Source organism: Dehalococcoides sp. UCH007 (assembly GCF_001010485.1).
Classification (GTDB): Bacteria; Chloroflexota; Dehalococcoidia; order Dehalococcoidales; family Dehalococcoidaceae; genus Dehalococcoides; species Dehalococcoides mccartyi_A.
Map to the genome: position 1 here is coordinate 418786 of NZ_AP014722.1, position 23304 is coordinate 442089.

At 48.7% G+C, this 23304-nt stretch carries 22 protein-coding genes; 7 read left to right on the forward strand and 15 right to left on the reverse strand.

Annotated features, from left to right (window positions below):
* Window position 1: 1 nt before the first annotated feature.
* Genes UCH007_RS02285 through UCH007_RS02300 form a run of 4 tightly spaced genes read right to left on the reverse strand, consistent with a single transcriptional unit; the run spans window position 2 to window position 4472 of the window.
* Entirely contained in the window at window positions 2-952 is a 951-nt protein-coding gene (locus UCH007_RS02285; RefSeq protein WP_046960946.1) for a HEAT repeat domain-containing protein, read from the reverse strand.
* A complete protein-coding gene (locus tag UCH007_RS02290; protein WP_023652043.1) occupies window positions 952-1779 on the reverse strand; it encodes a PAC2 family protein in 828 nt (275 codons plus the stop codon). Before UCH007_RS02290 ends, UCH007_RS02285 begins: the two co-directional genes overlap by 1 nt.
* Before the next feature lie 13 nt (window positions 1780-1792).
* On the reverse strand, window positions 1793-3094 hold the full coding sequence (locus tag UCH007_RS02295) for a TldD/PmbA family protein (protein WP_023652044.1): 1302 nt from the start codon (window positions 3092-3094) through the stop codon (window positions 1793-1795).
* Between the two features lies 1 nt (window position 3095).
* Window positions 3096-4472 carry a TldD/PmbA family protein gene (locus tag UCH007_RS02300; RefSeq protein WP_041330706.1) on the reverse strand — a complete coding sequence of 459 codons (1377 nt, stop codon included), beginning with the start codon at window positions 4470-4472 and terminating at the stop codon, window positions 3096-3098.
* 139 nt (window positions 4473-4611) lie between these two features.
* Between UCH007_RS02300 and glmM the strand changes: the two genes are divergently transcribed.
* From glmM to glmS, 4 genes are read left to right on the forward strand one after another with little or no spacing between them, the layout of a single operon-like run.
* Window positions 4612-5901, forward strand: coding sequence for a phosphoglucosamine mutase (gene glmM / locus UCH007_RS02305; protein ID WP_046960947.1), 1290 nt, complete (start codon window positions 4612-4614; stop codon window positions 5899-5901).
* Between the two features lies 1 nt (window position 5902).
* Window positions 5903-7105, forward strand: coding sequence for a bifunctional sugar-1-phosphate nucleotidylyltransferase/acetyltransferase (gene glmU, locus UCH007_RS02310; protein ID WP_046960948.1), 1203 nt, complete (start codon window positions 5903-5905; stop codon window positions 7103-7105).
* Between the two features lie 15 nt (window positions 7106-7120).
* On the forward strand, window positions 7121-8302 hold the full coding sequence (gene glmU / locus UCH007_RS02315) for a bifunctional sugar-1-phosphate nucleotidylyltransferase/acetyltransferase (RefSeq protein WP_046960949.1): 1182 nt from the start codon (window positions 7121-7123) through the stop codon (window positions 8300-8302).
* Complete coding sequence (gene glmS / locus UCH007_RS02320; protein ID WP_023652049.1) at window positions 8303-10084, forward strand: glutamine--fructose-6-phosphate transaminase (isomerizing); 1782 nt, start codon at window positions 8303-8305, stop codon at window positions 10082-10084.
* Between the two features lie 6 nt (window positions 10085-10090).
* Here glmS and UCH007_RS02325 read toward each other — a convergent pair whose 3' ends face one another.
* Together UCH007_RS02325 and UCH007_RS02330 are read right to left on the reverse strand one after the other, a co-directional pair.
* Window positions 10091-10543, reverse strand: coding sequence for a YbhB/YbcL family Raf kinase inhibitor-like protein (locus UCH007_RS02325; protein ID WP_023652050.1), 453 nt, complete (start codon window positions 10541-10543; stop codon window positions 10091-10093).
* 11 nt (window positions 10544-10554) lie between these two features.
* On the reverse strand, window positions 10555-11259 hold the full coding sequence (locus UCH007_RS02330; protein WP_046960950.1) for an HAD family hydrolase: 705 nt from the start codon (window positions 11257-11259) through the stop codon (window positions 10555-10557).
* A 137-nt stretch (window positions 11260-11396) separates the two neighbouring features.
* Between UCH007_RS02330 and lysA the strand changes: the two genes are divergently transcribed.
* From lysA to UCH007_RS02345, 3 genes are read left to right on the forward strand one after another with little or no spacing between them, the layout of a single operon-like run.
* Window positions 11397-12701, forward strand: a complete 1305-nt coding sequence (gene lysA / locus UCH007_RS02335) for a diaminopimelate decarboxylase (RefSeq protein WP_046960951.1) — start codon at window positions 11397-11399, stop codon at window positions 12699-12701.
* A 14-nt stretch (window positions 12702-12715) separates the two neighbouring features.
* Entirely contained in the window at window positions 12716-13735 is a 1020-nt protein-coding gene (gene holB, locus UCH007_RS02340; protein ID WP_046960952.1) for a DNA polymerase III subunit delta', read from the forward strand.
* 2 nt (window positions 13736-13737) lie between these two features.
* Window positions 13738-14571 carry a PSP1 domain-containing protein gene (locus tag UCH007_RS02345; RefSeq protein ID WP_046960953.1) on the forward strand — a complete coding sequence of 278 codons (834 nt, stop codon included), beginning with the start codon at window positions 13738-13740 and terminating at the stop codon, window positions 14569-14571.
* On the opposite strand, the gene UCH007_RS02350 is transcribed toward UCH007_RS02345, so the two are convergent.
* From UCH007_RS02350 to UCH007_RS02390, 9 genes are all read right to left on the reverse strand, one after another.
* The gene (locus tag UCH007_RS02350; RefSeq protein ID WP_023652055.1) at window positions 14560-15090 is read right to left on the reverse strand and encodes an HNH endonuclease; all 531 of its coding nucleotides are present in this window, start codon (window positions 15088-15090) and stop codon (window positions 14560-14562) included. The two genes, UCH007_RS02345 and UCH007_RS02350, sit on opposite strands and share 12 nt — an antisense overlap.
* A gap of 71 nt (window positions 15091-15161) precedes the next feature.
* Window positions 15162-16574, reverse strand: a complete 1413-nt coding sequence (locus tag UCH007_RS02355) for an ATP-binding protein (protein ID WP_046960954.1) — start codon at window positions 16572-16574, stop codon at window positions 15162-15164.
* The gene (locus UCH007_RS02360; protein WP_046960955.1) at window positions 16498-17208 is read right to left on the reverse strand and encodes a DnaD domain-containing protein; all 711 of its coding nucleotides are present in this window, start codon (window positions 17206-17208) and stop codon (window positions 16498-16500) included. Before UCH007_RS02360 ends, UCH007_RS02355 begins: the two co-directional genes overlap by 77 nt.
* Window positions 17205-18581, reverse strand: a complete 1377-nt coding sequence (gene dnaB, locus UCH007_RS02365; protein ID WP_052753395.1) for a replicative DNA helicase — start codon at window positions 18579-18581, stop codon at window positions 17205-17207. Before dnaB ends, UCH007_RS02360 begins: the two co-directional genes overlap by 4 nt.
* A complete protein-coding gene (gene rplI, locus UCH007_RS02370) occupies window positions 18582-19037 on the reverse strand; it encodes a 50S ribosomal protein L9 (RefSeq protein WP_046960956.1) in 456 nt (151 codons plus the stop codon).
* Between the two features lie 69 nt (window positions 19038-19106).
* Complete coding sequence (trxB, locus tag UCH007_RS02375) at window positions 19107-20027, reverse strand: thioredoxin-disulfide reductase (RefSeq protein WP_046960957.1); 921 nt, start codon at window positions 20025-20027, stop codon at window positions 19107-19109.
* A complete protein-coding gene (plsX, locus tag UCH007_RS02380) occupies window positions 20008-21051 on the reverse strand; it encodes a phosphate acyltransferase PlsX (protein ID WP_010936320.1) in 1044 nt (347 codons plus the stop codon). The genes trxB and plsX overlap by 20 nt, the downstream gene beginning before the upstream one ends.
* A 39-nt stretch (window positions 21052-21090) precedes the next feature.
* Window positions 21091-21942, reverse strand: a complete 852-nt coding sequence (locus UCH007_RS02385; protein ID WP_046960958.1) for an acyl-CoA dehydratase activase — start codon at window positions 21940-21942, stop codon at window positions 21091-21093.
* A gap of 24 nt (window positions 21943-21966) precedes the next feature.
* Window positions 21967-23160: a M20 family metallopeptidase gene (locus UCH007_RS02390; protein WP_046960959.1), complete on the reverse strand. Its 1194-nt coding sequence runs from the start codon at window positions 23158-23160 to the stop codon at window positions 21967-21969.
* Window positions 23161-23304 lie beyond the last annotated feature (144 nt).

Here is a 23304-nt window from a genome sequence, read left to right on the forward strand (position 1 = left end):
ATTACTCCTCTGGTGAAATGGCTGGCATACCGGCAGCAGATTCATCTGCCTCTATATCTGCCAGTGCGGTGGTTATCATATCGCGGACAGCCTGACTGGAGGTACTCTCCAGATTTTCAGTCAGACCTTTTTTAGCGTCCTTGCCGCCTATTTTAGCCAGCGCCTGTATTGATGCCAACTGGACTTCTATATCGGGGTCTTCAATCAAAGAAACCAATTTAGGGACGAAACTCTCCAGTCCAAGTTCTCCGGCGGCAACTGCCGCTTCATAACGAAGGTCGTTATTATCATTATTCAGTTCAGATGTTATTACAGACTCCCACTGGTCACTGGCATTTTGTCCCATGGCATAGACCGCACCTATTTTGAGCAGGTGTTCAGGGTTGTTATAGGCTTGGGAAATTGCCATAATTACTTGCGGTTGTCCGAAAGGGGATACTGATTCCAGTGCCCTGCGTCTTAGTTCCACCGGCAGTTCGGTATTTCTGAAAATAGTTAGCAAACTGGTTTGCAGTGTTTGACTGGTTTTTTCCGGCAGCTGGCCGAATTCACCCATAAGGCTGTAGCGCCCCAGAGAGGCTGTTGCGGCTATGCGGACTTCCATAGACGGGTCTTCGTTTGATAAAGACAGCAAATGGTCAATCAGTGAAGGGCGGTTGCATTCCCAAAGGCCGTCGATTGATTTTGCACGCACTTCTGCATTCGGGTCATGCATAGTTCGGATAAAGATGCTTTCAAAATCCAGAGAAACATCATCTTCGGCCAGTTCAACCAAACGGCTGACTATATCAAGCCGTCTTTCAGGGCTCATGCGAATCCAGAAATCTTTGAAGGCGGCTACCTCCTGATTGTTAAGGTCGGACAACAGGGCCAGGTCTGTATGTTTCAGGCTGGTGTTTTCATCTGTCAGCCTTTCAAAAAGTTCAGTAATTTCCGTGTTATTCTGGCTCATCAGTTGTTACTCGCTTCCTCATTGTCATCATCTTCGTCATTATCAAGGTCATCGTCGTCTTCACCGCTTTCCCAAATAGGTTCGGTAAAGTAGTCTATATAATCCTCCATAGCCTCAGCTGCAATCTGTGATACATGCTGCTTGGCGTCAGATGCAATCTGTTCCAGTTCAGTGATATCAACTTCCAGATGGAGCAGTTTGGACAAAATCTGGACAATCACCAAAGCTGCCATGGGATTTTGCAGGCGGGAAGCATAGCTGGGGACTTCGCCCAGCAGGCATACCCCATCCATATTCCGTTCTTTTGCCACACCCAGCAGCAGACCATTCAGACCGGAAATCTGGAGGTTGCCGCTGCCGCTAAGCCCCCGCTCCACCAGTTCATTGGCTACTTGGGTGTTAGTACCCACTGCCCATGCCCGCGGTTGTTCGCTGTGGTGGATGCGGGTCAGGGCGGCGGCGAAAGTATAAATTCTTTTAACGCCGAAACGCTGACCTACGTCCAGAATCAAATTAGCCAGTTCGTAACTCTTAGTAGAAGGTTGGTCTTCACCTATAAACAGGATAATATCGTTATCCTGTTTATTTTTCAGGTAGTAAAAGCGGTTTTGGGGGAATTGGGGTTCTTCAACTACACCGTCTTTTACCAGTACGCCTATAGGGTCAAAGAAACTGGGGGAATCTATCTCGGCCAGTTCCTTAAACTCCAGTTTGCGTGCCAGATAGGTAGCTACAATAAGGGCGACATTGCTTATGCCCGGCCAGGCCGCCAGCAGGCAGGGTGATTTGAGCTTGGGTCTGGAATTCAGCTTGTATTTTTTGTCCATATATCTGTCTCTCTTATTTGGTAGCTACAGACAGCTTCGGGAAATACATGGATGGGGTGAAAAGCTCACCGTCCAGCCAGCGTCCGTCACTGCCGATGGCGTTTATAGTTTTAAGGGCATTATAAATATTGCCGGAGAGCATAGTGTCTTTTACCCGCCCGGTAATCTGTCCGTTTTCTATTTTATAACCCAGCAGTACATTTCCTGAGAAATCACCGCCCAATACATTGCCCTGTTCGGCACCCATCATAAATTCCACTATCAGGCCTTCTTTTATACCTGAAACCATTTCTTCAAATGAAACTGTGCCGGGTTTTATCATCAGGGCGCTGAAACCGGGCGCAGGCTGTCCGCCATGCCTTTCGGCGTTTCCGGTGCTTTTGGCTTTGGCCAAAGCGGCGGTGCGTAGGTCATAAATGAAGTTTTTAATAATCCCGTTTTCCACCATGGGTGTTATCTGGCTGGCGGTGCCTTCATCATCAAAGGGGCGTGAATTCGGGCTGAAACTCTGGGTAGGGTCATCAACCAGATTAAGGGCAGGGTCAAACATTTGCTCACCCAGTTTGCCGGCCAGGGGAGATGCCTTTTCCTGTACCAGTTTGCCGTTGAGTGCGGCAGACAAGGCTGGGATAATGGTGCTACCTACCCCGTGGGGGGTAAAAATAACAGGCATTTCCCTGCTTTGTAAAGTTACATTCTGGCGGGCGCGTTCAAGCTGCTTGCCAACCAGATTTACTACTTCGCTGCCGGAGCGTATAGGACGGCAGGAGCTAAGCCCGTCACCCACAAAAAGCATATCTGTGCCACGTACTAGAGTGCCTTCCAGCCCCATGGAGAAATTGCTTTTTTTATAGCTGATATCTGCTCCGCTGGTATTCAAGAGGCGTATATTCAGGGTGCTTTTGGAAAGGCTGGCACTGCAGACCAAGTCAGGGTTTATTTCAAGCAGCCCGGTTATCATATCTTTGCCCAGCTTTACCATTTCCTCCAAACTTACCGCCTCTGTCTCAGGGTCAAATATTTTAATCTCAGGGCAGATTTGGGCGGCAGGGAACTGGAAATGGGCTGTTTGGCCGTATGCGGCTGTTTCTACTGCCATATCCGCCAGTTTCAGCCAGTTAGCCGGGTTGGAGCTGGCGGCATAACCGATTTTACCGTCCTTGATAATCCGCAAAGCCAGGCTAAGGCTTTGTTTGGACTCAATATTTTTCAGCTGATTAGCTTCAAAATGAATTGGGGCAGATTCGGATTCCACCATAAAACATTCGGCCTGTTCAGCCACTTTTTTAGCTTGCTCAAGTATTTTTTCAAGCATATCAGGCACCACCTACCAGACATTTCTGAATACGGATATGGGGTGAACCGTTTGAAACCGGCAGAGGAGACTGGCCGCTCTTGCCGCAGCCGCCGCCCTGATTCATATCCAGATCGTTGCCTATCATATCTATATTGTGCAGGGTATCAAATACATTTCCTGACAAAACCACCGGCCGCAGAGCTTCGGCTATCTTGCCGTCCCTTATCATATAAGCTTCTCCGGAGGAGAAGGTAAACATTTCCATACTGGTAGTTCCGCCGTACCAGTTCTTTACATAAATACCTTCTTTTACCCCGTCCAGCATTCCTTCCAGAGTAGATGTGCCGGGTTCTATATAGGTATTACTCATACGTACAATAGGGGCATAGCGGTAAGATATGGCTCTGGCATTACCGGAAAGGGGTTCATTTAACTTGGCGGCAGTCTCCCGTGAATGGAGGCGGCCGCTAAGTTTGCCCTCACGGATAAGGTAATTTTTAGTAGCGGCTACACCTTCGTCGTCGTATTTATAGCTGCCCCGAAGGTCAGGCATGGTGGGGTTGTCTACTATATTTAGTATTTTTGGGCCGAATTTTTTACCCAGCACCATTATTTCGCGCATCTGGGGGTTTTCATATATGTGGTCAGCTTCGGAGAGGTGTCCGAAAGCCTCGTGGACAAATACCCCCGCCAGTATGGGGTCAAGTATTACGGTGTATTCGCCGCCTTTTACCTTCTGGGCGGAGAGCAGTTTTACTGCATGTTCGGTCATGTCTTTTATCTGGGAGTGAAGCCCGGTTATGGCGCTGTAATTGCCTCGGCTGCCTACGGAGATATTTGACTGTTGGAGTTCGCCGTCTGCCGAAGCAATGGCAGTGGCGTTGAAATTTATATCCGCGCGTGACTGCTCTATGACACTCCCGCGGGAGTTTACATAAAAGCGGCGGCGGTAGCCGTCTGAAAAGCGGATAAATGATGTTTTTATGCCTTTGGTCTGCCAGATAAGGTCTTTATATTCGTCCAGCACCCGTTTTTTATCTTCAAGCGGGCGTTCCACCGAACTTTGAGACAGCTCGTCCGGCTGGGCATAGGTAACCGAAGGGGCAGATGCAAACTGGCTCTGGGCAGAACCGGCCAATGCAGCCTGGTGGATTGCCTGGTCTATCCGTTTACGGATATCATCCAGACTGTTAAAACTTACAAAACCCCAGCCGCCGTTTACCAGCGCCCGAACGTTGCCGCCCAGGTCACTGCCGCGCCCGGCAGTATCCAGATTTTGTCCCCTGTAAGAGATATAGCTGCTTGTGCTTTCTTCCAGGTGGATTTCCAGATAGTCTGCCCGGTAGTGATAAAGCTGTTGGGAAAGCTCGTGGGCAATATTTCTGAGTTCAGTCAAGGTGGTCACCTTTAGAGAGAGTATTCTAATCTAAGTTTAAACTGGGGCAGTTGGCTTGTCAATTTATTGTTCAGTTTTCAGCCTTGATAGCTGGATGGGCATTGACTAATGATGGGTAAAAGGGCTAGGATTTAGCCGTATGGGATTATTCGGAACTTCCGGCATCCGCCGTTTGGTAGATGACCGTTTGATGGAAACAGCTCTTAAAGTGGGGTTTTCTGTAGGAAAACGCTACCGCAGGGTGGTGTTGGCCGGTGACAGCCGTACTTCCACACCGGCTATCAAGCGCATACTTAGCGGGGCTTTGATTTCCGCCGGGGCAGATGTGCTTGATGTGGGGCTGGTGCCGACACCTACTCTGGCCTTTATGGCCAGAGACTTTGATGCCGGGTTGATGGTGACTGCTTCACATAATACAGCTGAATACAATGGCATCAAGTTTCTGAATCCTGACGGCTCGGCTTTCAGTTATCTGCAGCAACAGGAAATAACCAAAGACGTTGAATCAAGCCGTTCCCCTTCAATAAAGTGGGATAATTTCGGCCAGATAAATGCTTTCCCTTGTACAGTTGAAAAACACATGGAACATATCCTCGGTTACCTGCCGGACAAATGCCGCCTTAAGGTAGTGGTGGATTGCGGCGGCGGGGCGGCATCCGTTATAACCCCTTGGTTGCTTCAGCGTATGGGCAGCAGGGTGATTTCCCTGAATGATACTACCCACGGTTTTTTCCCTCACCCGCCTGAACCTCTGGCTGAAAATCTTACAGGACTAATTCAGACTGTCAAAGAAAGTGATGCTGATTTGGGCATTGCCCATGACGGTGATGCCGACCGGATGGTGGCGGTAGATAAACACGGCAACTTTATTTCCGGTGATAAAATGCTGGTACTTTTTGCCAGAGCTGCCAGGGCAGACAAGGTGGTTACCACTCTGGATGCTTCTATGGTAGTAGACGAGATGGGATTTAAGGTTATCCGTACAGCTGTAGGTGATAACTATGTTTCCGAGGAACTTAAACGGCAGGGTAACTTCGGGGGTGAGCCCTGCGGTGCCTGGGTTTTCCCTGAGAGTTCTCTTTGCCCTGACGGTATTTATGCCGCTGCCAGATTGTTAAATCTGGTTGCCCGCCAGCCTCTTGCGGAGCTTACTTCGGATATCCCGGAATATTCCATGAAACGGGGGAGTGTGGCTGGCAGTGGTTTGAATCTGGCCTTGGTTGAGGAATCACTCCAGTGCCTGAATCCTCTTTCCTCCAGCCTGCTGGACGGGATTAAGCTTAATCTGAAAGATGGCTGGTTGCTTATCCGCCCTTCGGGTACAGAGCCTAAAATCCGTTTGACGGCTGAAGCCAAAACCCCTGAACAATGTGAAACCATTTACCAAACAGGCCTTAAGTGCTTAAAGAGCCTTTCCCGGGAGAAATAAAATGAAGGCAGTCATATTGGCGGCAGGCGAAGGCAGCCGCATGCGCCCGCTGACATTTACCCGTCCCAAAGTTATGCTGCCCATTGCGGGCAAGCCTATTTTGGAGCACCTATTACTGGAGGTCAGCGCTGCCGGTATCACGGAGTTTATACTGGTGGTGGGTTACCGTGATGAGCAGGTGCGTTTGTATTTTGCAGACGGTGCCAAATGGGGGCTGAAAATCAGCTATTGCCAGCAGAACCGCCAGCTGGGTACCGCCCATGCCTTAAAGCAGCTTGAAGACCAGCTTCAGGCTGAATTTCTGGTTATGAACGGAGATATACTGGCAAAATCAGCAGATATCGCCGCTCTAGCGGCATCTGCCAAAACTACACTGGGTGTTTTTGAAGCATCAGACCCCAGCCGCCTTGGTGTGCTTGAAACAGACGGCAGACGTGTAAAACGTATCCATGAAAAGTCCGCAAATCCGCCTACCAATCTGGCAAATGCCGGTTTGTACCTGTTTACCCCGCCGATATTTAAAGCCATAGACGATACTCCGCTGTCACCGCGGGGCGAATATGAAATAACCTCATCTATCCAGCTGCTTATTGACAGAGGCCTAGCGGTGGGTTACCACCCGCTTACTTACTGGCAGGACGTCAGCTACCCGTGGGATTTGCTTGACCTGAATGCTTCCATGCTTAAAAGCCTTAGCCAACGTATTTGCGGCAAGGTAGAGGAAAATGCGGTTATCAAGGGGGCGGTGGAAATAGGCGAAGGTAGCCTTATCCGTTCGGGTGCGTATATAGAAGGGCCGGTGATAATAGGTAAAAACTGTGATATAGGTCCGAATTGTTATATCCGCCCGTCTACTTCCATAGGGGATAATTGCCGGGTTGGTGCTTCGGTTGAGATAAAAAACTCTATTATTATGGATAATACTAAAATACCCCACCTTAATTATGTGGGGGATAGTGTAATCGGACAAAACTGTAATCTGGGTGCCGGAACCAAGCTGGCTAATCTGCGTTTTGATGGTGCGGATATTTCAGCTGGGGGTGTCAATACCCGCCGCCGCAAGCTGGGTGCGGTTTTGGGAGATGGGGTTGAGACCGGTATTAATGTAAGTCTTAATCCGGGCGTTCTTGTAGGCTCAGGCAGCCGCATAGGGCCCGGTGCGGTTGTGAGCGGGCTTATTGAGCCAAACTCATATATCGGCTAAGGCGGGGAGTGAAATATGAAACAGGCAGTTATACTGGCAGCCGGTGAGGGACAACGCCTGCGGCCTTTTACCGCAAGTAAGTCAAAAGTGATGCTGTCTATTGCGGGCAAACCCCTGCTTGAGTATGTTATTGAATCCCTCGCCCGAAATGGTATCCGGGATATTATTTTGGTAGTAGGTTACCAGCGTGAGCGTATATTTGATTATTTTGGTCAGGGCGGGCATTTGGGGGTGCAGATAACCTATGTTCACCAACCAAACCAGTTGGGCACAGCCCATGCTCTTAAACAGGCAAAAGATAAAATCAAAGGGGATTTTCTGGTTCTGAACGGAGACCAGCTTATCAAGCCTTCTACCATAAGTGAGTTTGCAAAACAACCGCCGCAGGCGGTTATGGTAAAAGCTGTAAACGGCGAAGACCCCAGACGATACGGGGTGATAACTTCTTCGGGTGGCTTGTTAACTTCCATAGAGGAAAAACCCAGTATAGCCAAAAGCAGTTTTATAAATACCGGCATTTACTCTTTCTCAATGAAAGTTTTTGATTATATCGGCGAGCATCTGGATATTCCGGTGGTTTTGCAGTCCATGATAAAAGACAAATTGGATATACAGGTAGCAGAAAGCCATGGACTTTGGCTGGATATAGTCTACCCGTGGGATATGCTTTCACTTAATGCGGCAGTATCGGCCGAGCTTAAGCCGGGGGTAGCCGGCACTATTGAAAGCGGTGTGGTAATAAAAGGGCCGGTACTGATTGGCAAAAATACGGTTATCCGTTCAAATTCATATATTACCGGTCCGGTTATAATAGGTGAGGGGTGTGATATTGGCCCGAGTGTTTGTATTTACCCTTACTCCAGCATTGCAGATAATGTAACGGTAGCCCCTTTCTGCCAGATAAAAAACAGCCTTATTTACAGCGGCAACAGTATCGGGGTAGCTTCGGTTATTGAAGATTCGGTGATAGACCGCGGCTGCGTGCTTCACGGCCAGTTCAATGCCCCTTCCTCCGAGGTAGAGACCCGCATAAATGATGAATTGCATAAAATAAAAGTCGGCACCATGATGGGTGAAGGCTGTATCGTGGGTAACTCTGTCGTGTCGCAAAGCGGTACGGTGGTGGGCAATTCCAGCCGCATAGCCCCTTTAAAAACGCTTTCGGGCAGTATACCTGACGGCAGTTTGGTGGTATAGATGTGCGGTATAGTGGGCTACACCGGTAAACGCCAGGCGCAGGCGGTTTTATATGATTGTTTGTGCCGTTTGGAATACCGGGGGTATGATTCCTGCGGTATAGCCGTAAACTCGCCTGAGATAAGGCTTTTTAAAGATGCAGGCAAAGTCCATAACATACTTCAAAATGCCCCCCGGTTTGAGGGTACAGCCGGTCTGGGGCATACCCGCTGGGCCACCTGCGGTGAGCCAACCCAAATAAATGCCCATCCACATACAGACTGCACCGGCAAAATTTGTTTGGTGCACAACGGGGTTATAAACAACTATTCACAACTCTTAAAACGGCTTGAGGCTAATGGCCATAAGATAGTTTCGGATACTGATACCGAGCTTATTGCTCATTTGATAGAGGAGTACGACAAAGGAAACTTGGAAGAAGCCGTCCGTCAGGCAGTGAAGGAAATAGAGGGTTCATATGCTCTGGTGGTTATGCGTTCAGGGGAAAATACCTTGGTGGCGGTGCGGCAGGATAGTCCTTTGGTTATAGGGGTAGGTGACGGAGAATATCTGGTTGCTTCAGATGTACCTGCCATTTTGGGGTATACCAACAGGGTTATATATCTGGATGAGGGTGATATCGGCATTATAAACCCTGATAATCTCAAAATACGCCGGAATGGTGAGTACATTGTGCCTCCGGTGGAAAAAATAAACTGGACTCAGGATGAATCACAGAAGGGTGGCTACAGCCACTATATGCTAAAGGAAATACACGAACAACCGCGGGTTATTCAAAATACTCTGATAAATATGCCCTTACCGGAATCTTTTAATAAGTCTCCATTACTGGAGCAGAGCCGCAAAACAGGTATCCTTTTTTTAGCCTGCGGCAGTTCCTATCATGCAGCACTGACTGTCCGTTATCTGGTGGAAGAGCATCTGAACATACCAGTCCGGCTGGAGGTGGCTTCAGAGTTCAACTATATGCATCGTTTACCTCCCTGCAAACTGGCCGTGGTGCTCAGCCAGTCAGGTGAAACAGCAGATGTTTTACGGGCGATGCGCCGCTTAAAGCAAGCCGGCTGTATGGTGGTAGCCATAACAAATGTAGCCGGCAGTACGGCTGCCCGTTTGGCAGATCATACTATATATACTCAGGCAGGGCCGGAGATAGGGGTGGCGGCTACTAAGAGCTTTGTTGCCCAGCTGACAGTTCTGTATTTTTTGTGTTTTGCCTGTGCCTCTGCTGCAAACCCGCGTTATCAGGATTATCTAAGCACTATGCGTCTTTTGCCCAGTGTTGTTCAAAGAGTATTTGGTAGCCAGCAAAACATTAAAGAGGCTGCTTTAGAAATAGCCAAAGCTAATAGCGTCTTTTTTATAGGGCGGGGGATTAACTATCCCATAGCCCTTGAGGGTGCTTTGAAACTCAAGGAGATTTCGTATATTCATGCGGAGGGTTATGCGGCAGGGGAACTTAAACACGGACCGTTTGCATTGCTTTCTCCGGAAACACCTGTGCTGGCATTGGTAAGCCATGACCAAACCTACGAAGCTATGCTGACCGGGCTGAGGGAAATAAAAGTGCGCCGTGCCCCCCTGATTGTTATCGGTGAAGCTGGAGACGAACAGCTTGGCCAGTTAGCAGATAGGGTAATAAGCCTGCCGTCTTTCAGCCGTCTGTTTAGTCCCATACTTTTTACTGTAGTACTGCAGCTACTGGCATATTACGTAGCCTGTGAGTTGGGCTGTTCCATTGATACTCCCCGGAATCTGGCTAAGAGTGTCACTGTCGAATAGTCTTATTCAGATTACAAACAGCCCGGTAAGGTCTGTCTGGTCAATGATATGCCCTTCCATAGCTCTTAAGAGGTCTGTTTGGTGACAGCCGGCTTTCAGTTTAAGTGCGGTATCCAGTGCAAACAGGCGGAAATGATAGTGGTGCACCCGGTTGGGTGGGGGATAAGGACCTGTATAACCTATTTCGCCGGCACTGTTTAATCCCTGACGGATACCATCCGGCAGGTTGGGTTCAGTGGGAACAGCTTCGGGCAGGCTGTTACGATTGGAAGGGATATTGTAGATAAGCCAGTGGGTAAAGGCTTTGGAAGCGTCCGGGTCTTCCAGTATTAGGGCCAGGCTGTTGGTGCCCTGCGGTAGTTTCATCCAGTGGAGGGGTGGTGAAATATTGCCGCCCAAACCGGAAAAACGGCGGGGAATATACTCTCCACAGGCAAAAGCGCTACTACCCAGAAGCATATCCGCCTCCTTTACGTATTGTCTATGCAATACTCCAGTTCATCCAGGCCGGTTATCCTGCGGCAATCACTTAAATCAATATAGCAGTTACGCCGGTCAAGCAGAATGGGATTCAGCCCGACATTCATCGCTCCTATATAATCTACCTGATACTGGTCACCTATGTATAGTACCTCTTTGGCGGCAAGGCCGCTTTTTTCCAAAGCTGCCTGAAAAATAATGGGATTGGGTTTGGTTACACCTACATTCTGAGATATTACTACTGTTTCCAGATAGGCATCCAGTCCGGTCTTATTGAAGAGTTCGGACATATCTTTATCTGCGTTTGAAATCAGCCCTATTTTCAGGTTTCGGTTTTTCAGGTTCTTCAGGCAGGGTATTACATCCTGGTAGAGAGTCATTTCCCATTTCAGATTTTTCCAGCGGCCAATCAGGTTGGTTATCAGCTCGGGTGACGCCTCAATGTCTATTGCCTCAAGAATAATCCGGTAATAGTGGCTCCAAACTGCCATCTGTTCTACTTTTTCCCGCAGGCTTATAGGGCTTTGGGCATTTTGCTGGTAAAAATATTCGTCCGCTTTGTTCATAGGCAGGTAGAGGTCATTTTCTATTATCGTGTAGCCCATCTCCGAAAGCAGCTTTTGAGTCATCTCTTCACGGCTGGGCTGGTAGCCTATCAGGGTATTATACAGGTCAAAGAAAACACCTTTTATCATTTGGTACTCCAGGGTAGTATTTCGCATTCCATTCTAGACCAATAAAATAAGTTAAAGCAAATTCAGCCAATCTTTAGCATATTTTCATGGCAATATTCATTGACGCAGTTGTGTAACCACTGGTATGATAAGCAATTATGGAACCAAGAATACAAGTATTCCCCAAAAACGCTGAAGTAAAAAATAACCGCCTGGTTATTGGCGGAGCGGATGTTACCGGGCTTTGTGCCAAGCATGGCACGCCGCTTTATATCTTTGACGAGTCTACCATCCGCCAGAATTGCCGAGATTTCAAGCGGGAATTTTCACGCCGCTATGCTGACAGTTCTGTCAGTTACGCTTCGAAAGCCTTTTTACATCCGGTTTTATTGAAAATATTGGCCGAAGAAGGTATGAGTCTGGATGTGGTTTCAGGCGGAGAGCTTTCCATAGCCAATAATGCCGGTTTTCCTATGGATATGGTTTATTTCCATGGAAATAACAAATCTGCCGAGGAACTTCGGCTGGCACTCCGGCTGCATGTAGGGCGGATTGTAGTAGATAGTTTTGATGAAATCAAATTGCTTTCAAAATTGGCGGATGAAAGCGGGCACATACCGGATATACTCCTCAGGCTTACCCCCGGAGTTGATGCCCACACTCACCACCATATTACTACCGGCAAGCTGGATTCGAAGTTTGGTTTTCCTCTGTTCCAGGCAGCTGAAGCGGTAGGTCTGGCTATGGCTCAGGCCAGCTTAAATCTGGTAGGGTTTCATTTCCATATCGGTTCCCAGATATTTGAAACTCAGCCCTTCCTTGATGCCATAGATTTGGTATTGGATTTTGCCGCTCAGGTTCAGGAACGTTATGGCTTTGACATAGAAGAACTGGATATCGGCGGCGGCTATGGTGTTCAGTACGAAGTAGACAAGCCTGCACCTGCGGTATCGGTTTATGCAGAGGCTATCGGTGCTAAGATTGTAGCTAAATGTCATAGTTTGAAACTGGCCCCTCCAAGCCTGAATATTGAACCGGGACGGGCTATCATCGCTCAGGCAGGGGTTGCATTGTATACGGTAGGGGTTATCAAAGATATCCCCGGCATTCGTCTGTATGCCTCGGTGGACGGGGGCATGGGGGATAATATCCGCCCGGCTTTGTATGAGGCAAAGTACGAAGCTGTGGTGGCAAACAATGTACAATCTGCTGAAAAGCAAAAGGTAACTATAGCCGGCAAGTTTTGCGAATCCGGTGATATACTTATAACCGATATTGAGCTGCCTGTCCTCAAGACAGGTGATATACTGGCAGTGCCCTGCTGCGGGGCTTACTGTTTACCTATGTCCAGCAATTACAACGGCTATCAGCGCCCGGCGGTAGTAATGCTGAAAAATGGTGAAGACCGCCTGATACGGCGGCGTGAAACTGTGGAAGACCTTAGCCATCTGGATTCGGTCTAAGCCGGGTTTCTTATATGTGGCGGATAATAGGTCAGGACAAGGTCGTCTCCTTTCTGGGTAACAGCCTCGGTCAGGATAAACTGTGCCATGCTTACGTATTTTACGGCCCGTCAGGGGTAGGTAAACAGCGGATGGCTCTAACTTTTGCTCAGGCACTTAATTGTCAGGCATCACAGCCCCCGTGTCAGGAATGTTTGGTTTGCGAGCGTATTTTATCTGGCAATCACCCTGATATTATCCATCTGGAGTTGCTTTCGGCCGAAGATGCCTCTGACGGCAAGGCCAAAGCTGAAATAGGTGTTAAACAGGTAGAGGATATCCAGCATGCCGCCAGTTTGCCTCCGTTTGAGGGAAAGTATAAGGTTTTTATTATTCACCATGCAGAAAAACTTTCACAGGAATCTTCAAATCGCCTTCTAAAGACACTGGAAGAGCCCGGTTCCCAGAATATATTTATTTTGCTGACCGCTGATAAATCACTTTTGCTGCCCACTGTAATTTCGCGTTGCCAGATTCTGGAGTTAAGATACGTTGAGATAAACCTTATCCGGGATGCTTTGCTTGAACAGGGTTTGGCTGAAGAAAAAGCCGAGCTTCTGTCTCACCTGAGCCACGGCAGAATAGGCTGGGCGATGGAAGCAGCGTCAAACCCTGAAATTTTGGAAGAACGTAAAGCTAATTTAGAAAAGATTATATTGGTACTGGGGCAGGACGAAGAAGAACGTTTTGATTATGCTTCTGATATCTCAAATCTGTTTGCTCAAAACCGTATGGCGGCTGAAGCTGTACTGGATATGTGGCTAGCCGTATTTAGGGATATGCTTCTGCTGAAGGCTGATGCCAGCCAAAACATGACTAATATTGATTATAAAGATATACTATATCAGGCCTGTGGCGGGCTTGGGCTTGTGGATATACGTGCGGGTATAGATAATATACTTAAGGCCCAAATCCAGCTGCGGGCGAATGCCAATCCCAGACTGTGTCTGGAGGTGCTTATGCTTAGTTTACCCTTGGTAAAGGAAGGACTATAAAGATGGTCAATATTGTCAAGATACGCTATAAACAGGCCGGCAAGATATATTATTTTGACCCGGCCGGTTTTGAACTTTACCCGTATGATTGCGTAGTGGTGGAAACCAGCCGTGGCGAAGAACTGGGCTGGGTGGTTGCCTCTCTTTCACAGGTAGAGGAGAGCAGTCTGGAACAGCCGCTGAAGCCTGTTATCCGTTTGGCTACTGCTGAAGATATGGCCCGGGAACGCCAGCTGGAAGAGAAAAACCAGAGTGCAGTCGCGGAATGTGTGGAATTGGTAGACAGGCTGAATTTGCCCATGAAACTTATACGGGCGGAATACAGCCTGGATGAAAACCACGTAACCATATATTTTTCCGCCGAAGACAGGGTGGATTTCCGTGAACTGGTCAGGGAAATTTCACGCAAGCTGAGAGTCAGGGTAGAGCTTCGGCAGATTGGTCCGCGGGATGAGGCTAAGATGGTGGGTGGTTACGGCAGGTGCGGACGTGAACTTTGTTGCTGCAGTTTCCTGAGTGAGTTTGACCCGGTGTCTATAAAAATGGCTAAAGAGCAAAATCTGCCGCTTAATCCCCAGAAGATTTCGGGTGTTTGCGGCAGGCTTCTTTGTTGCCTTGATTATGAATATGAAACCTACAAAGCCGCCAAGGCTAAGATGCCTAAGGACGGGCTGAAAGTAGTCACTCCGGTGGGTAAAGGCGAAGTAGTTGGGGGTAATCCTTTGGAAGAAATGGTATTTGTCTTGCTGGAAAGCGGAGCTAATGCCGAGGTGGCTTTAAAGGATATCCGCCCTGACAAAGAAGGCCGCCGCCCTGATGCCTCGCTACACCGCTAATTTGGGTTCGTCTTCAAGCCCAAGGTAAGGACGCCATTCATGGCGTATACTGCCGTTTGATCTGGGCAGTGAATAACCGTATCTGTACTGGGGTACTCCCGGAGCACTCATAAGCTTCATATGGGCTTGTTCGGGGGTGCGGCCGGCTTTATGGCGGTTACAGTGCAGACAGGCGGTTACCACATTTTCCCAAACATGGGGTCCCCCCTGATGCTTGGGATTAACATGGTCTATAGTCAACTCAAGGTCTCTGCGTCCGCAGTACTGGCAAGTGTGTTTATCACGGCTGAATATTTCGGCTCTGTTTAACTTGGGGCGGAGGGGCGGGTGTTTTATGAGGCAGGAGAGGCGTATAACTGATGGCAAGGCAAAACGGTCTTTTTCAGAGTGCCAGAAACCTGACCCGTTTTCCAACATTTCAGCTTTGCTCTGGTAAATAAGCAAAACAGCCCTCCGTACGTGGCATACGTTTAGTGGCTGATAGTCTTGGTTTAAGACCAGTACCTGATGGTTGTCCATCAAACACCGCTTTCCCTTGAAAGATTAAGTTTATTCTAAACAAAATCTCATAACTGGGCAAGTTTGTTCGCTTAGCGTTGGGGGCGGGTAGTCCTGTTCATACGGGATACCGGGCGTTGTTTTTGCTGGCCGGTGCTGTCACAGCGGAAATTAGGGGCGGTGATGTTAAACACCATGCTTATCTGTGGGTCAACGAAGCGTGAGCTTATGGCTATCTCTATCTCACTCAACTGACATCTGGTGGTAATCACCGTAGCCAGTCGGCGGTTATAACGGTAATTTATTACCTGATATAGTTTTTCCTGAGCCCAGGGAGTGCTTGATTGTTCGCCGAAATCATCCAGTACCAGCAGTTTGGCGTTTTTAACCGCATCAAACATCTGGTCGTAAGAGGTTTTACTCTCAGGGCTGAAGGTTGAACGCAGGTGGTCTAAAAATTCGGGTACGACCACAAACATAGCGGGTTTGCCTTGACGGTAACGTTCATTGACAATAGCTGATGCCAGATGGGTTTTACCGCAGCCGGTTTCACCTTGAAACACCAGCCAGCTTTCAGGGTTTCTGGAAAATTCCAGAGCCAGATTGTAAGCGGCATCTATATTTTGGCGTTGTTCCGCAGTCAAGTTTGCACGCTTGTGGTCATAATTTTCAAAGGTCATTTTCTTTTGAAGCGCCAGAGCATTATCCCAGCGGTATTCCAGGGTGTCTTCCGGGTTTGAGGCAACCGGATATATTCTGGATACAGATTTATCCAGCAGACGGCTCTGGATACGGGAATCAAGCTCGTTTATAGGTGTAGACAGGGTAATAATAGTGGGCAGTTCCTGACTGAAACGGTAAGTAAGCAACTGGTCAAGTTTTTCTTTTGACCAGTCCGAACCGCTCTGAACGGTAAGGTCGTCTATTATCAGCAGGGGTGCGTTTTTGAGGATATCAAAGCTCTGACTGTAACCGGACTCGCTGTCAGGCTCAAAAGATTTTTTCAGGTCATCTATCAGTTCAGATGCTCTTTTATAAAGAACCGGCTGCCCCATGGAAAGGCGTTTATTGGCAATAGCAGCTGCTAGATGGGTTTTGCCTGTACCGCTTGGTCCGGTGAAAACCAGCCAGCCGGAGGGGTTGAAAGCATAATCCATGGCGGCCTCGTAGGCTTGCTTAAATGTATTCTGACTGTGCGGGTCATCAGTTTTACCCAGCGAATTCAGTTTTTCAAAGGTGTATTTTTGCAGACCTCCCAGACAGCTATAGGTAAGCAGCCGTTTTTCCCTGTCCGCACCGGATTCGGACTGGGTGCACTGGCAGGGGATTACCCGGCTAAAATCCGTTACCCCTTCGGCGGAAACAGGGTACACGAATTTTGCCCCTTTACATAACGGGCATGTGTTTGCCTCGGCCGCTTTGTCCACCTTACCTTTGGACGAGGTGGTCGAAGAGCTGCCCTTTATATTTATCTGTTTCCCCAGTATGTCCTTTATGTGTTCCACTGCTTTTTCCCTGACTTGACCAATTTTCCAGTATTCGTTCTATATAACGCCAGTTGCGTTTATTCAGGCTGACCGCCTCTTTTATGGCTTCGGCAATCCATTCTTCGGGGTAGAGTTTTTCCGCCTCTTTCAGGTTGTCTGCCAGCATGGGGGTCAGCATGCCTATATTCTGTTCGTAAAGTTTAAATATATTTGGCTGTTCGGCTTGGCCACTTATTACTTCGGCTGTGACATCTTTTAAACAGGGCAAAACCAGACTGCCATTTTTTATCTTTTCCACCACTGCCGCTTCTGATTCGGCATTTATGAAATAAAGCTGGTGGTGGTGTTTGCCGCTTTTTACTTCCAGTCCCAGCAGGGTTCCCCGTTTTACGGCCATGCCCAGGGCTTTATTCAGTGATTGCAGGCTTTCGTCCCTGGTTTTGCCCAGTGCTTTTATCAGGGTTTCTTCGGCTGCAAGCTCTGCCAGTGTGGTGTATCTGGGGTATCCTTTTTTTACCTGAATAAGGCTGAATACCGCCAGGCTTACCTTCAGTTCGCTAATGTCTTCTATCTGGGGAGCTACCCGGTGGATAAAATAACGGGATACGGGGGTAAACTCCTGTCTGGCAGGGAGGGCGGGAGGATTACTCATAAGAAGCTGGGCTCCGTGCTTGACCCCAGATTTTCAAAGCGGGTCAGGTCATGGCGGAAGCGGCACTTTACAGTACCGATAGGACCGTTACGGTGTTTAGCTATAATAATATCCGCAATTTCGCGCGGGTATTCCTGGTCCGGGTGGAGGTTAGCCCATTCCTCTTCCTTGTAATAAAACTCGTCTCGGTATATGAAAACCACTATATCCGCGTCCTGTTCAATAGAGCCTGATTCACGCAAATCTGAAAGCTGTGGTTGATGGGACGAGCGGAATTCCGGGGCACGGGAAAGCTGGGAAATGGCTATAACCGGCACATTCAGTTCGCGGGCAATACCTTTCAGTGAACGTGAGATATAGCTTATTTCCTGTACCCGGTTTTCTTTGGTGTTACCTTCACCCTGAATAAGCTGAAGGTAATCCACAATAATAAGGTCTATATTTTGTTCGTAGCGCAGCCGCAGGGCTTTGCTCCGTATTTCGGCTACCCTTATCTGGGGTGAGTCATCTATAAAAATGGGCGCTTCAGAAAGTACGCCGATGGCATCCATTATTTTACGTTCTTCTTCAGGGTTGCTTTCATTCAGGCGGATGGAACGTGAATTTACCGCGGCTTCGTTGGAAAGCAAACGCTGCACCAGAGATTCGCGGGACATTTCCAGGCTGAATATGGCTGTGCAAGCCCTTTGTTCTACAGCCGCATTCCGGGCAATATTCAGAGCCAGCGAGGTTTTTCCCATAGAGGGGCGTCCCGCCATAATAATAAGGTCTGAACGCTGCAGCCCGCCTAAGAAAGTATCCATGCCGGTCAGCCCGGTAAGTACATGGGGTATTGCCTGATAGCCCTCGCTGCCGGGTATGGGTACAGGTTCAAAATACTTATCCAGAATATTTTTAATATGGGTAAAGCCCAGACTGGAGCGTTCATGGCGAAGGCGGAATAGCAGGTCTTCGGCTTTGCCGAGTGAATCCGAAACGTCAGGGTCAGCCTTGAAACCCAGTTCGCTTATTTTTTGCCCCGCATCAATAAGCTGCCGCATAACCGAAAGACGGTAAACTATGCGGGCATAGTGTTCAATATCCAGTGAGGTAGGGACTACCGTAACCACATGGCTCAGGTAAGCTGACCCGCCGCATCTTTCCAGCTTGCCCAGCCGTTCCAGTTCCTGGGCTACGGTAACCTGATTGATGGCTTCACTCCGCCCGTAAAGGGACATGCAGGCTTCAAAGATAAGGCGGTTGGGTTCGGTGAAGAAGTCCTGCGGCTTTAAGATGGGTATAATATCAAAAATAGCCTGCCCGTCTATCAGCAGAGAGCCGCTTACCGATTCCTCGGCATCTACATCATAAGGGGGCATTTTGGCATCAAGCAACTAAGTGTTCTCCTCAGCGGTGATTATCAGGTTTATTTTAGATGATAAATCTTTATTAAAACGGATAACTACTTCGTAGTTGCCCAGCTGGCGGAGGGGTTCGGCCATCTCCAGTTTGCGTTTGTCTATGGCTTTGCCGGTTTGTTTTTCAATCTCAGCGGCAATTACAGTGGTAGTTATTTGGCCGTAAAGTTTATCTTTTGCACCGGTCTTGGCCTTGATGCTTACATTAGTGCCGTCAAGCTCTTTGGCTAACTGCGCCATTTCAGCTTCGGCTTTAGCTTTGCGGCGGTCTTCAGCCGCCTGTTTGGCTGCTATTTCGCTGGTTACCGAGGCAGAAGCCGGCATAGCCAGTTTGTTGGGTATAAGATAGTTACGGGCATAGCCGTCATTTACTTCTTTTACATCCCCGGTTTTCCCTCTGCCGGGTACATCTTTCAGAAAAGCAACCTTCATGCCAACCCCTTTTTAATTTACTATTATACTGGAAAAGCGTACCGGTTTTGTACTCTTAAATAATATAATTTATCGGTCAAGATAGCGTTTGGCGGAAAGGGCGGCAACTGCCCCATCTCCGGCGGCGGATATAACCTGCCTGATTGAGCCGCTTCGGATATCCCCGGCACAGAGTATGCCGCTTACTGATGTTTCCATCTGGTCATTTACCAGTATACTGCCGTTTTTATCCATATCCACCACCCCCTTCAGGTAGGCGGTATTCGGCTGTAAGCCCACGGCTACAAAAAGCCCGTTTACCGGCAGGTCAGATGTTTTTTGGGTTTTAAGGTTATTTAATGAGAGTGACTGAATACTGTCTTTGCCGTTTATGGCAGTGATTACCGTATCCAGCACCATTTCAATATTGCCCTTGCTCTTTGCTTTATCTATTAATACCGCATCTGCCCGGAAACCTTGCCGGCGATGAATCAGGTAAACTTTTTTTGCAAACTCGGACAGGTGCAGGGCTTCGTAAATTGCCATGTTTCCCCCGCCTACTGCTGCAACAACCTTGTCATTGTAAAAAGGGGCATCACAGGTGGCACAGTAGGAAACACCCCGTCCTGAAAACTCCTCTTCACCGGGAACGCCCAGCTTATTGCGTTCGGTTCCGCCGCAGATAATAATACAACGCCCGCTTAGTTTGCCCGCTTCGGTGCTAATTTCAAAGCTGTCTTTGGCTTTATTAAGGGCAGTTACCTCTGCCGAAGTTATCTCCGCCCCGTATTTTTCGGCCTGTATTTGCATCTGCTGGGTCAGGTCAAAGCCGGTGATACCCTCCGGAAAACCGGGGTAGTTATCCACTTTTTCCGAACGGGTTATCTGCCCGCCAATAAATGCGCGTTCAATAACCAGTGTCTTCAATTTTGCCCTGCCGGTATACAGGGCGGCAGTCAGCCCGGCCGGGCCTCCGCCTATAATTATTACGTCATACAGGAGTGGTGACATGGTTTTGTTCTCCTTCCGTAGCTGTTAGGGTGCGCAAGCGTACATCTTCGGCAATCAGCTTATCCACCCCTTTTTCGGCAGTGCGTTTAGCCAGACCGATAGCATTTTTGATAGCTCTGGCATGGCTTCGGCCGTGGGCAACAATAACTGTTCCTTTTACCCCCAGCAGGCAGGCACCGCCGCATTCTTCAAAATCCATGCCTTTTACCATAGAACCCAAGCCCACGTCAGCCAGCAAAGCCCTGCCCCGCAGGTGGGCGGCACTGTCAATGGCATGGCCTACTTTCCGCAGCTTAAGCAGCGCATCCCCCAGCCCTTCCAACGTTTTGAGCACAACGTTTCCGGTAAAGCCATCTGTTACAATCACATCCGCTTTATTAAGGGAGATATCATGCCCCTCTATATTGCCGATAAAATTCAGCTGGCTTTTCTTGAGTAACTGATGGGTTTCCAGTGTTAGCTTGGTACCCTTGGCCTCTTCTTCGCCGTTATTCAGCAGCCCGATTCGGGGTTTTTCAAGTCCCAGCACCTGCTTGGCATAAATATTGCCCAGGTGGGCGAACTCATCCAGATGGTTGGGGCGGCACTCTGCATTTGCCCCGGCATCTATCAGCAAAGATGGGATATGGGGGCGGGTGGTGATAATGGCACCCAGTGCCGGGCGTTCAACCCCGTCTATTTTGCCCAGAATAAAAAAAGCGGCAGCCAGCACCGCACCGGTGTTACCGGCAGAGATGAAGGCATCTGCCTTGCCCTGTTTGACCAGGGAAGTGCCTATTACGATAGCTGACTTAGGTTTGCCCTTGATTGCTTCCACCGCATGTTCGTTAAAGGTAATTGTTTGAGGGCAATGGACTATTTCTATAGGGTATTTCTTCAGGTAGTGTCCCGCATGGACGTGAATAACCTCTTTTTTGCCCAGTAGGATAAGCCCAATCTTGTACTCCTGGGCAGCCTTAAGTGCACCTTTGATAATTTCCTTCGGGGCGTAGTCACCCCCGTCTACATCTACCGCTATTATCATCTATATCCTCTTTGAAAATTCATCTTAATAAAACCGGGACTATACTTTCTCCCGGAGAAAAGGGGTTTCAAACCCCCGAAAGTTGGTGGGCTTGGCTGGACTATCTGTCTCTCTTTCCTGACAAAGCAGCAAAGCCGCACCCAAAGCCCCGGTTATTTCCGGCCGGGGCGGGACTATCAGTGAAAAACCCAGTTCTTCTTCAAAGGCTTTTTTCATAGCCGGGTTCCGGGCAACCCCACCCTGAAAAACCACCGGCTGGCGGATTTCCTTGTGCAGCCCCAGGTCATTCAGATAATTTCTGACAAGAGCTTTACATAAACCGTAAACAATATCGGGACGGCTGCTGCCGGTTTGCTGAAAGTGAATCATATCTGATTCTACAAATACCGTGCAGTGTCCTTTAAGTTCAATAGGGTTTTGGCTGAAATGAGCCAGTTTCCCCATTTCCTCCAGTGAAAGGTTAAGCCTGCGGGATTGGTGTTCCAGAAAGCTGCCGGTGCCGGCGGCACAGACAGTATTCATGGCAAAATCAGATACAAACCCGTTTTCCAGCAGGATAAGTTTGCTGTCCTGCCCGCCAATCTCTATCACCGTTTTCACTTCGGGTATCAGGTGGGCAGCCGCTTTGGCTTGTGAGCTGATTTCGTTTTTGACCATATCTGCACCCACTGCTTCGGCTACCAGCTCACGGGCACTGCCGGTTACGGCCACTCCCAATACGCTGGTATCTTCCGGCAAACGGTGTTGTAATTGTCTCAGCCCCGTCCGCAGTGTACTTAGCGGGTCTCCGGCTGTAGGCAGATATATCCAGTCTGCCAGTTCGGCAGACGGTGACAGGCATATTATTTTGGTAGATACGGAACCGCTGTCAATGCCCAGAAAAATGTTCATCTAAATAACCTGTGGCCGGAAGTGTCAGGCGGATGGCCGGGTAGATTTTTGAAATTCTGTTCGTACTTTATCCAGATTGGCTGGGTTGCCGAGTAAATCAGCTGCGGTCATAGCCATAGCCTTGGCGGCATCCAGAGCACCTTTAATACCCTTTGACGAACAGGCGGCAGAAGCAAATTCTTCGGTATGGCCGGAAACTTCTTTACGGGTGATGGAGTAATACCCATGCAGGCTGGGTACAATTTGACTGACGTTGCCCATGTCAGTACTTCCAAAATTCATCTCAGGGTCTTCGAGCAAAGTCTTGCGGCCCAGCATATCCATGTTTGTTACATATAAATTTGCCAGTGTTATGTTGTTATTCATGGGGGCATATATGGATTTATCAAAGCGGTATTCCAAACGGGCACCGGTAGCCTGAGCGGCAGATTTAAAGCAGTCCAGCACCCTATCCATCAGCTCTTTAAGGTAGGGCATAGTCTGGGAGCGTATCAGGAAAGTGCCGGCGGAATGTCCCGGTACGATATTAGCCGCTTTGCCCCCGTCGGTAATAATGCCGTGAATACGGGCACCCGGCTCTATGTGCTGGCGAAGTGAATTGAGGCTGGTATAGGCCAGCACTATGGCATCAAGTGCGTTTATGCCTTTATCAGGGTGAGCGGCGGCATGGGATTCTTTACCGAAATACTCTACATTCAGGGTAACACAGGCAAGTGCCTGAGTGGTGGCAATATCATCATTGCCGGGGTGGGCTATAAGCGCCGCATTCAGTTCTTTAAATATACCCTTTTCTACCATCTGTATTTTCCCGCCGCTAAGTTCTTCAGCCGGAGTGCCGATAAGACACACCGTTCCTCCGTAAAGTTTGGCGGCCATACGGGCGGCTATGACTGCACCTGCTGCCGAGGTGGCAATAAGGTTATGGCCGCAGGCATGACCCAGCTGGGGCAGGGCGTCATACTCAGCCAGAAAACCTACTACCGGTTTGCCCTGACCAAAGGTGGCTTTAAAGGCAGTCTTGAGGCCGCCTAAATTTTTTTCAATGCTGAAGTTGTGTCTGGACAGGTATTCGCACAACCATTCTACAGCTTTATATTCCTGATAGCCCAGCTCAGGGTTGGCATGCAGCTTAAGAGACAGCTCTTCCAAACTGCCCTTTTCAGTGTCAATCATTTTAATAACGGCACTTTTGATATTGGCAAGATTGTTATCTGACATTGGCCTGATTATATCCCAAACCAGCTCGAAATACCATTTACTTTCCTGTTTTGTGTGATCAATGGAAGGAGGAAATCCTTTCTGAAAGTCAGGCAAAGTAGTGTTATGGCTTTGGTATGGGTTTGGTCTTGGCTTGTTAAGCAT

Coding starts and splice junctions, on each gene's coding strand:
- holB (WP_046960952.1), top strand. CDS start 12,716: ATGTGGCGGATAATAGGTCAGGACAAGGTCGTCTCCTTTCTGGGTAAC.
- UCH007_RS02330 (WP_046960950.1), bottom strand. CDS start 11,259: ATGATAAAAGGTGTTTTCTTTGACCTGTATAATACCCTGATAGGCTAC.
- UCH007_RS02345 (WP_046960953.1), top strand. CDS start 13,738: ATGGTCAATATTGTCAAGATACGCTATAAACAGGCCGGCAAGATATAT.
- glmU (WP_046960949.1), top strand. CDS start 7,121: ATGAAACAGGCAGTTATACTGGCAGCCGGTGAGGGACAACGCCTGCGG.
- UCH007_RS02290 (WP_023652043.1), bottom strand. CDS start 1,779: ATGGACAAAAAATACAAGCTGAATTCCAGACCCAAGCTCAAATCACCC.
- UCH007_RS02285 (WP_046960946.1), bottom strand. CDS start 952: ATGAGCCAGAATAACACGGAAATTACTGAACTTTTTGAAAGGCTGACA.
- plsX (WP_010936320.1), bottom strand. CDS start 21,051: ATGATAATAGCGGTAGATGTAGACGGGGGTGACTACGCCCCGAAGGAA.
- UCH007_RS02295 (WP_023652044.1), bottom strand. CDS start 3,094: ATGCTTGAAAAAATACTTGAGCAAGCTAAAAAAGTGGCTGAACAGGCC.
- UCH007_RS02385 (WP_046960958.1), bottom strand. CDS start 21,942: ATGAACATTTTTCTGGGCATTGACAGCGGTTCCGTATCTACCAAAATA.
- trxB (WP_046960957.1), bottom strand. CDS start 20,027: ATGTCACCACTCCTGTATGACGTAATAATTATAGGCGGAGGCCCGGCC.
- UCH007_RS02350 (WP_023652055.1), bottom strand. CDS start 15,090: ATGGACAACCATCAGGTACTGGTCTTAAACCAAGACTATCAGCCACTA.
- glmM (WP_046960947.1), top strand. CDS start 4,612: ATGGGATTATTCGGAACTTCCGGCATCCGCCGTTTGGTAGATGACCGT.
- UCH007_RS02325 (WP_023652050.1), bottom strand. CDS start 10,543: ATGCTTCTGGGTAGTAGCGCTTTTGCCTGTGGAGAGTATATTCCCCGC.
- rplI (WP_046960956.1), bottom strand. CDS start 19,037: ATGAAGGTTGCTTTTCTGAAAGATGTACCCGGCAGAGGGAAAACCGGG.
- glmU (WP_046960948.1), top strand. CDS start 5,903: ATGAAGGCAGTCATATTGGCGGCAGGCGAAGGCAGCCGCATGCGCCCG.
- UCH007_RS02390 (WP_046960959.1), bottom strand. CDS start 23,160: ATGTCAGATAACAATCTTGCCAATATCAAAAGTGCCGTTATTAAAATG.
- lysA (WP_046960951.1), top strand. CDS start 11,397: ATGGAACCAAGAATACAAGTATTCCCCAAAAACGCTGAAGTAAAAAAT.
- glmS (WP_023652049.1), top strand. CDS start 8,303: ATGTGCGGTATAGTGGGCTACACCGGTAAACGCCAGGCGCAGGCGGTT.
- UCH007_RS02360 (WP_046960955.1), bottom strand. CDS start 17,208: ATGAGTAATCCTCCCGCCCTCCCTGCCAGACAGGAGTTTACCCCCGTA.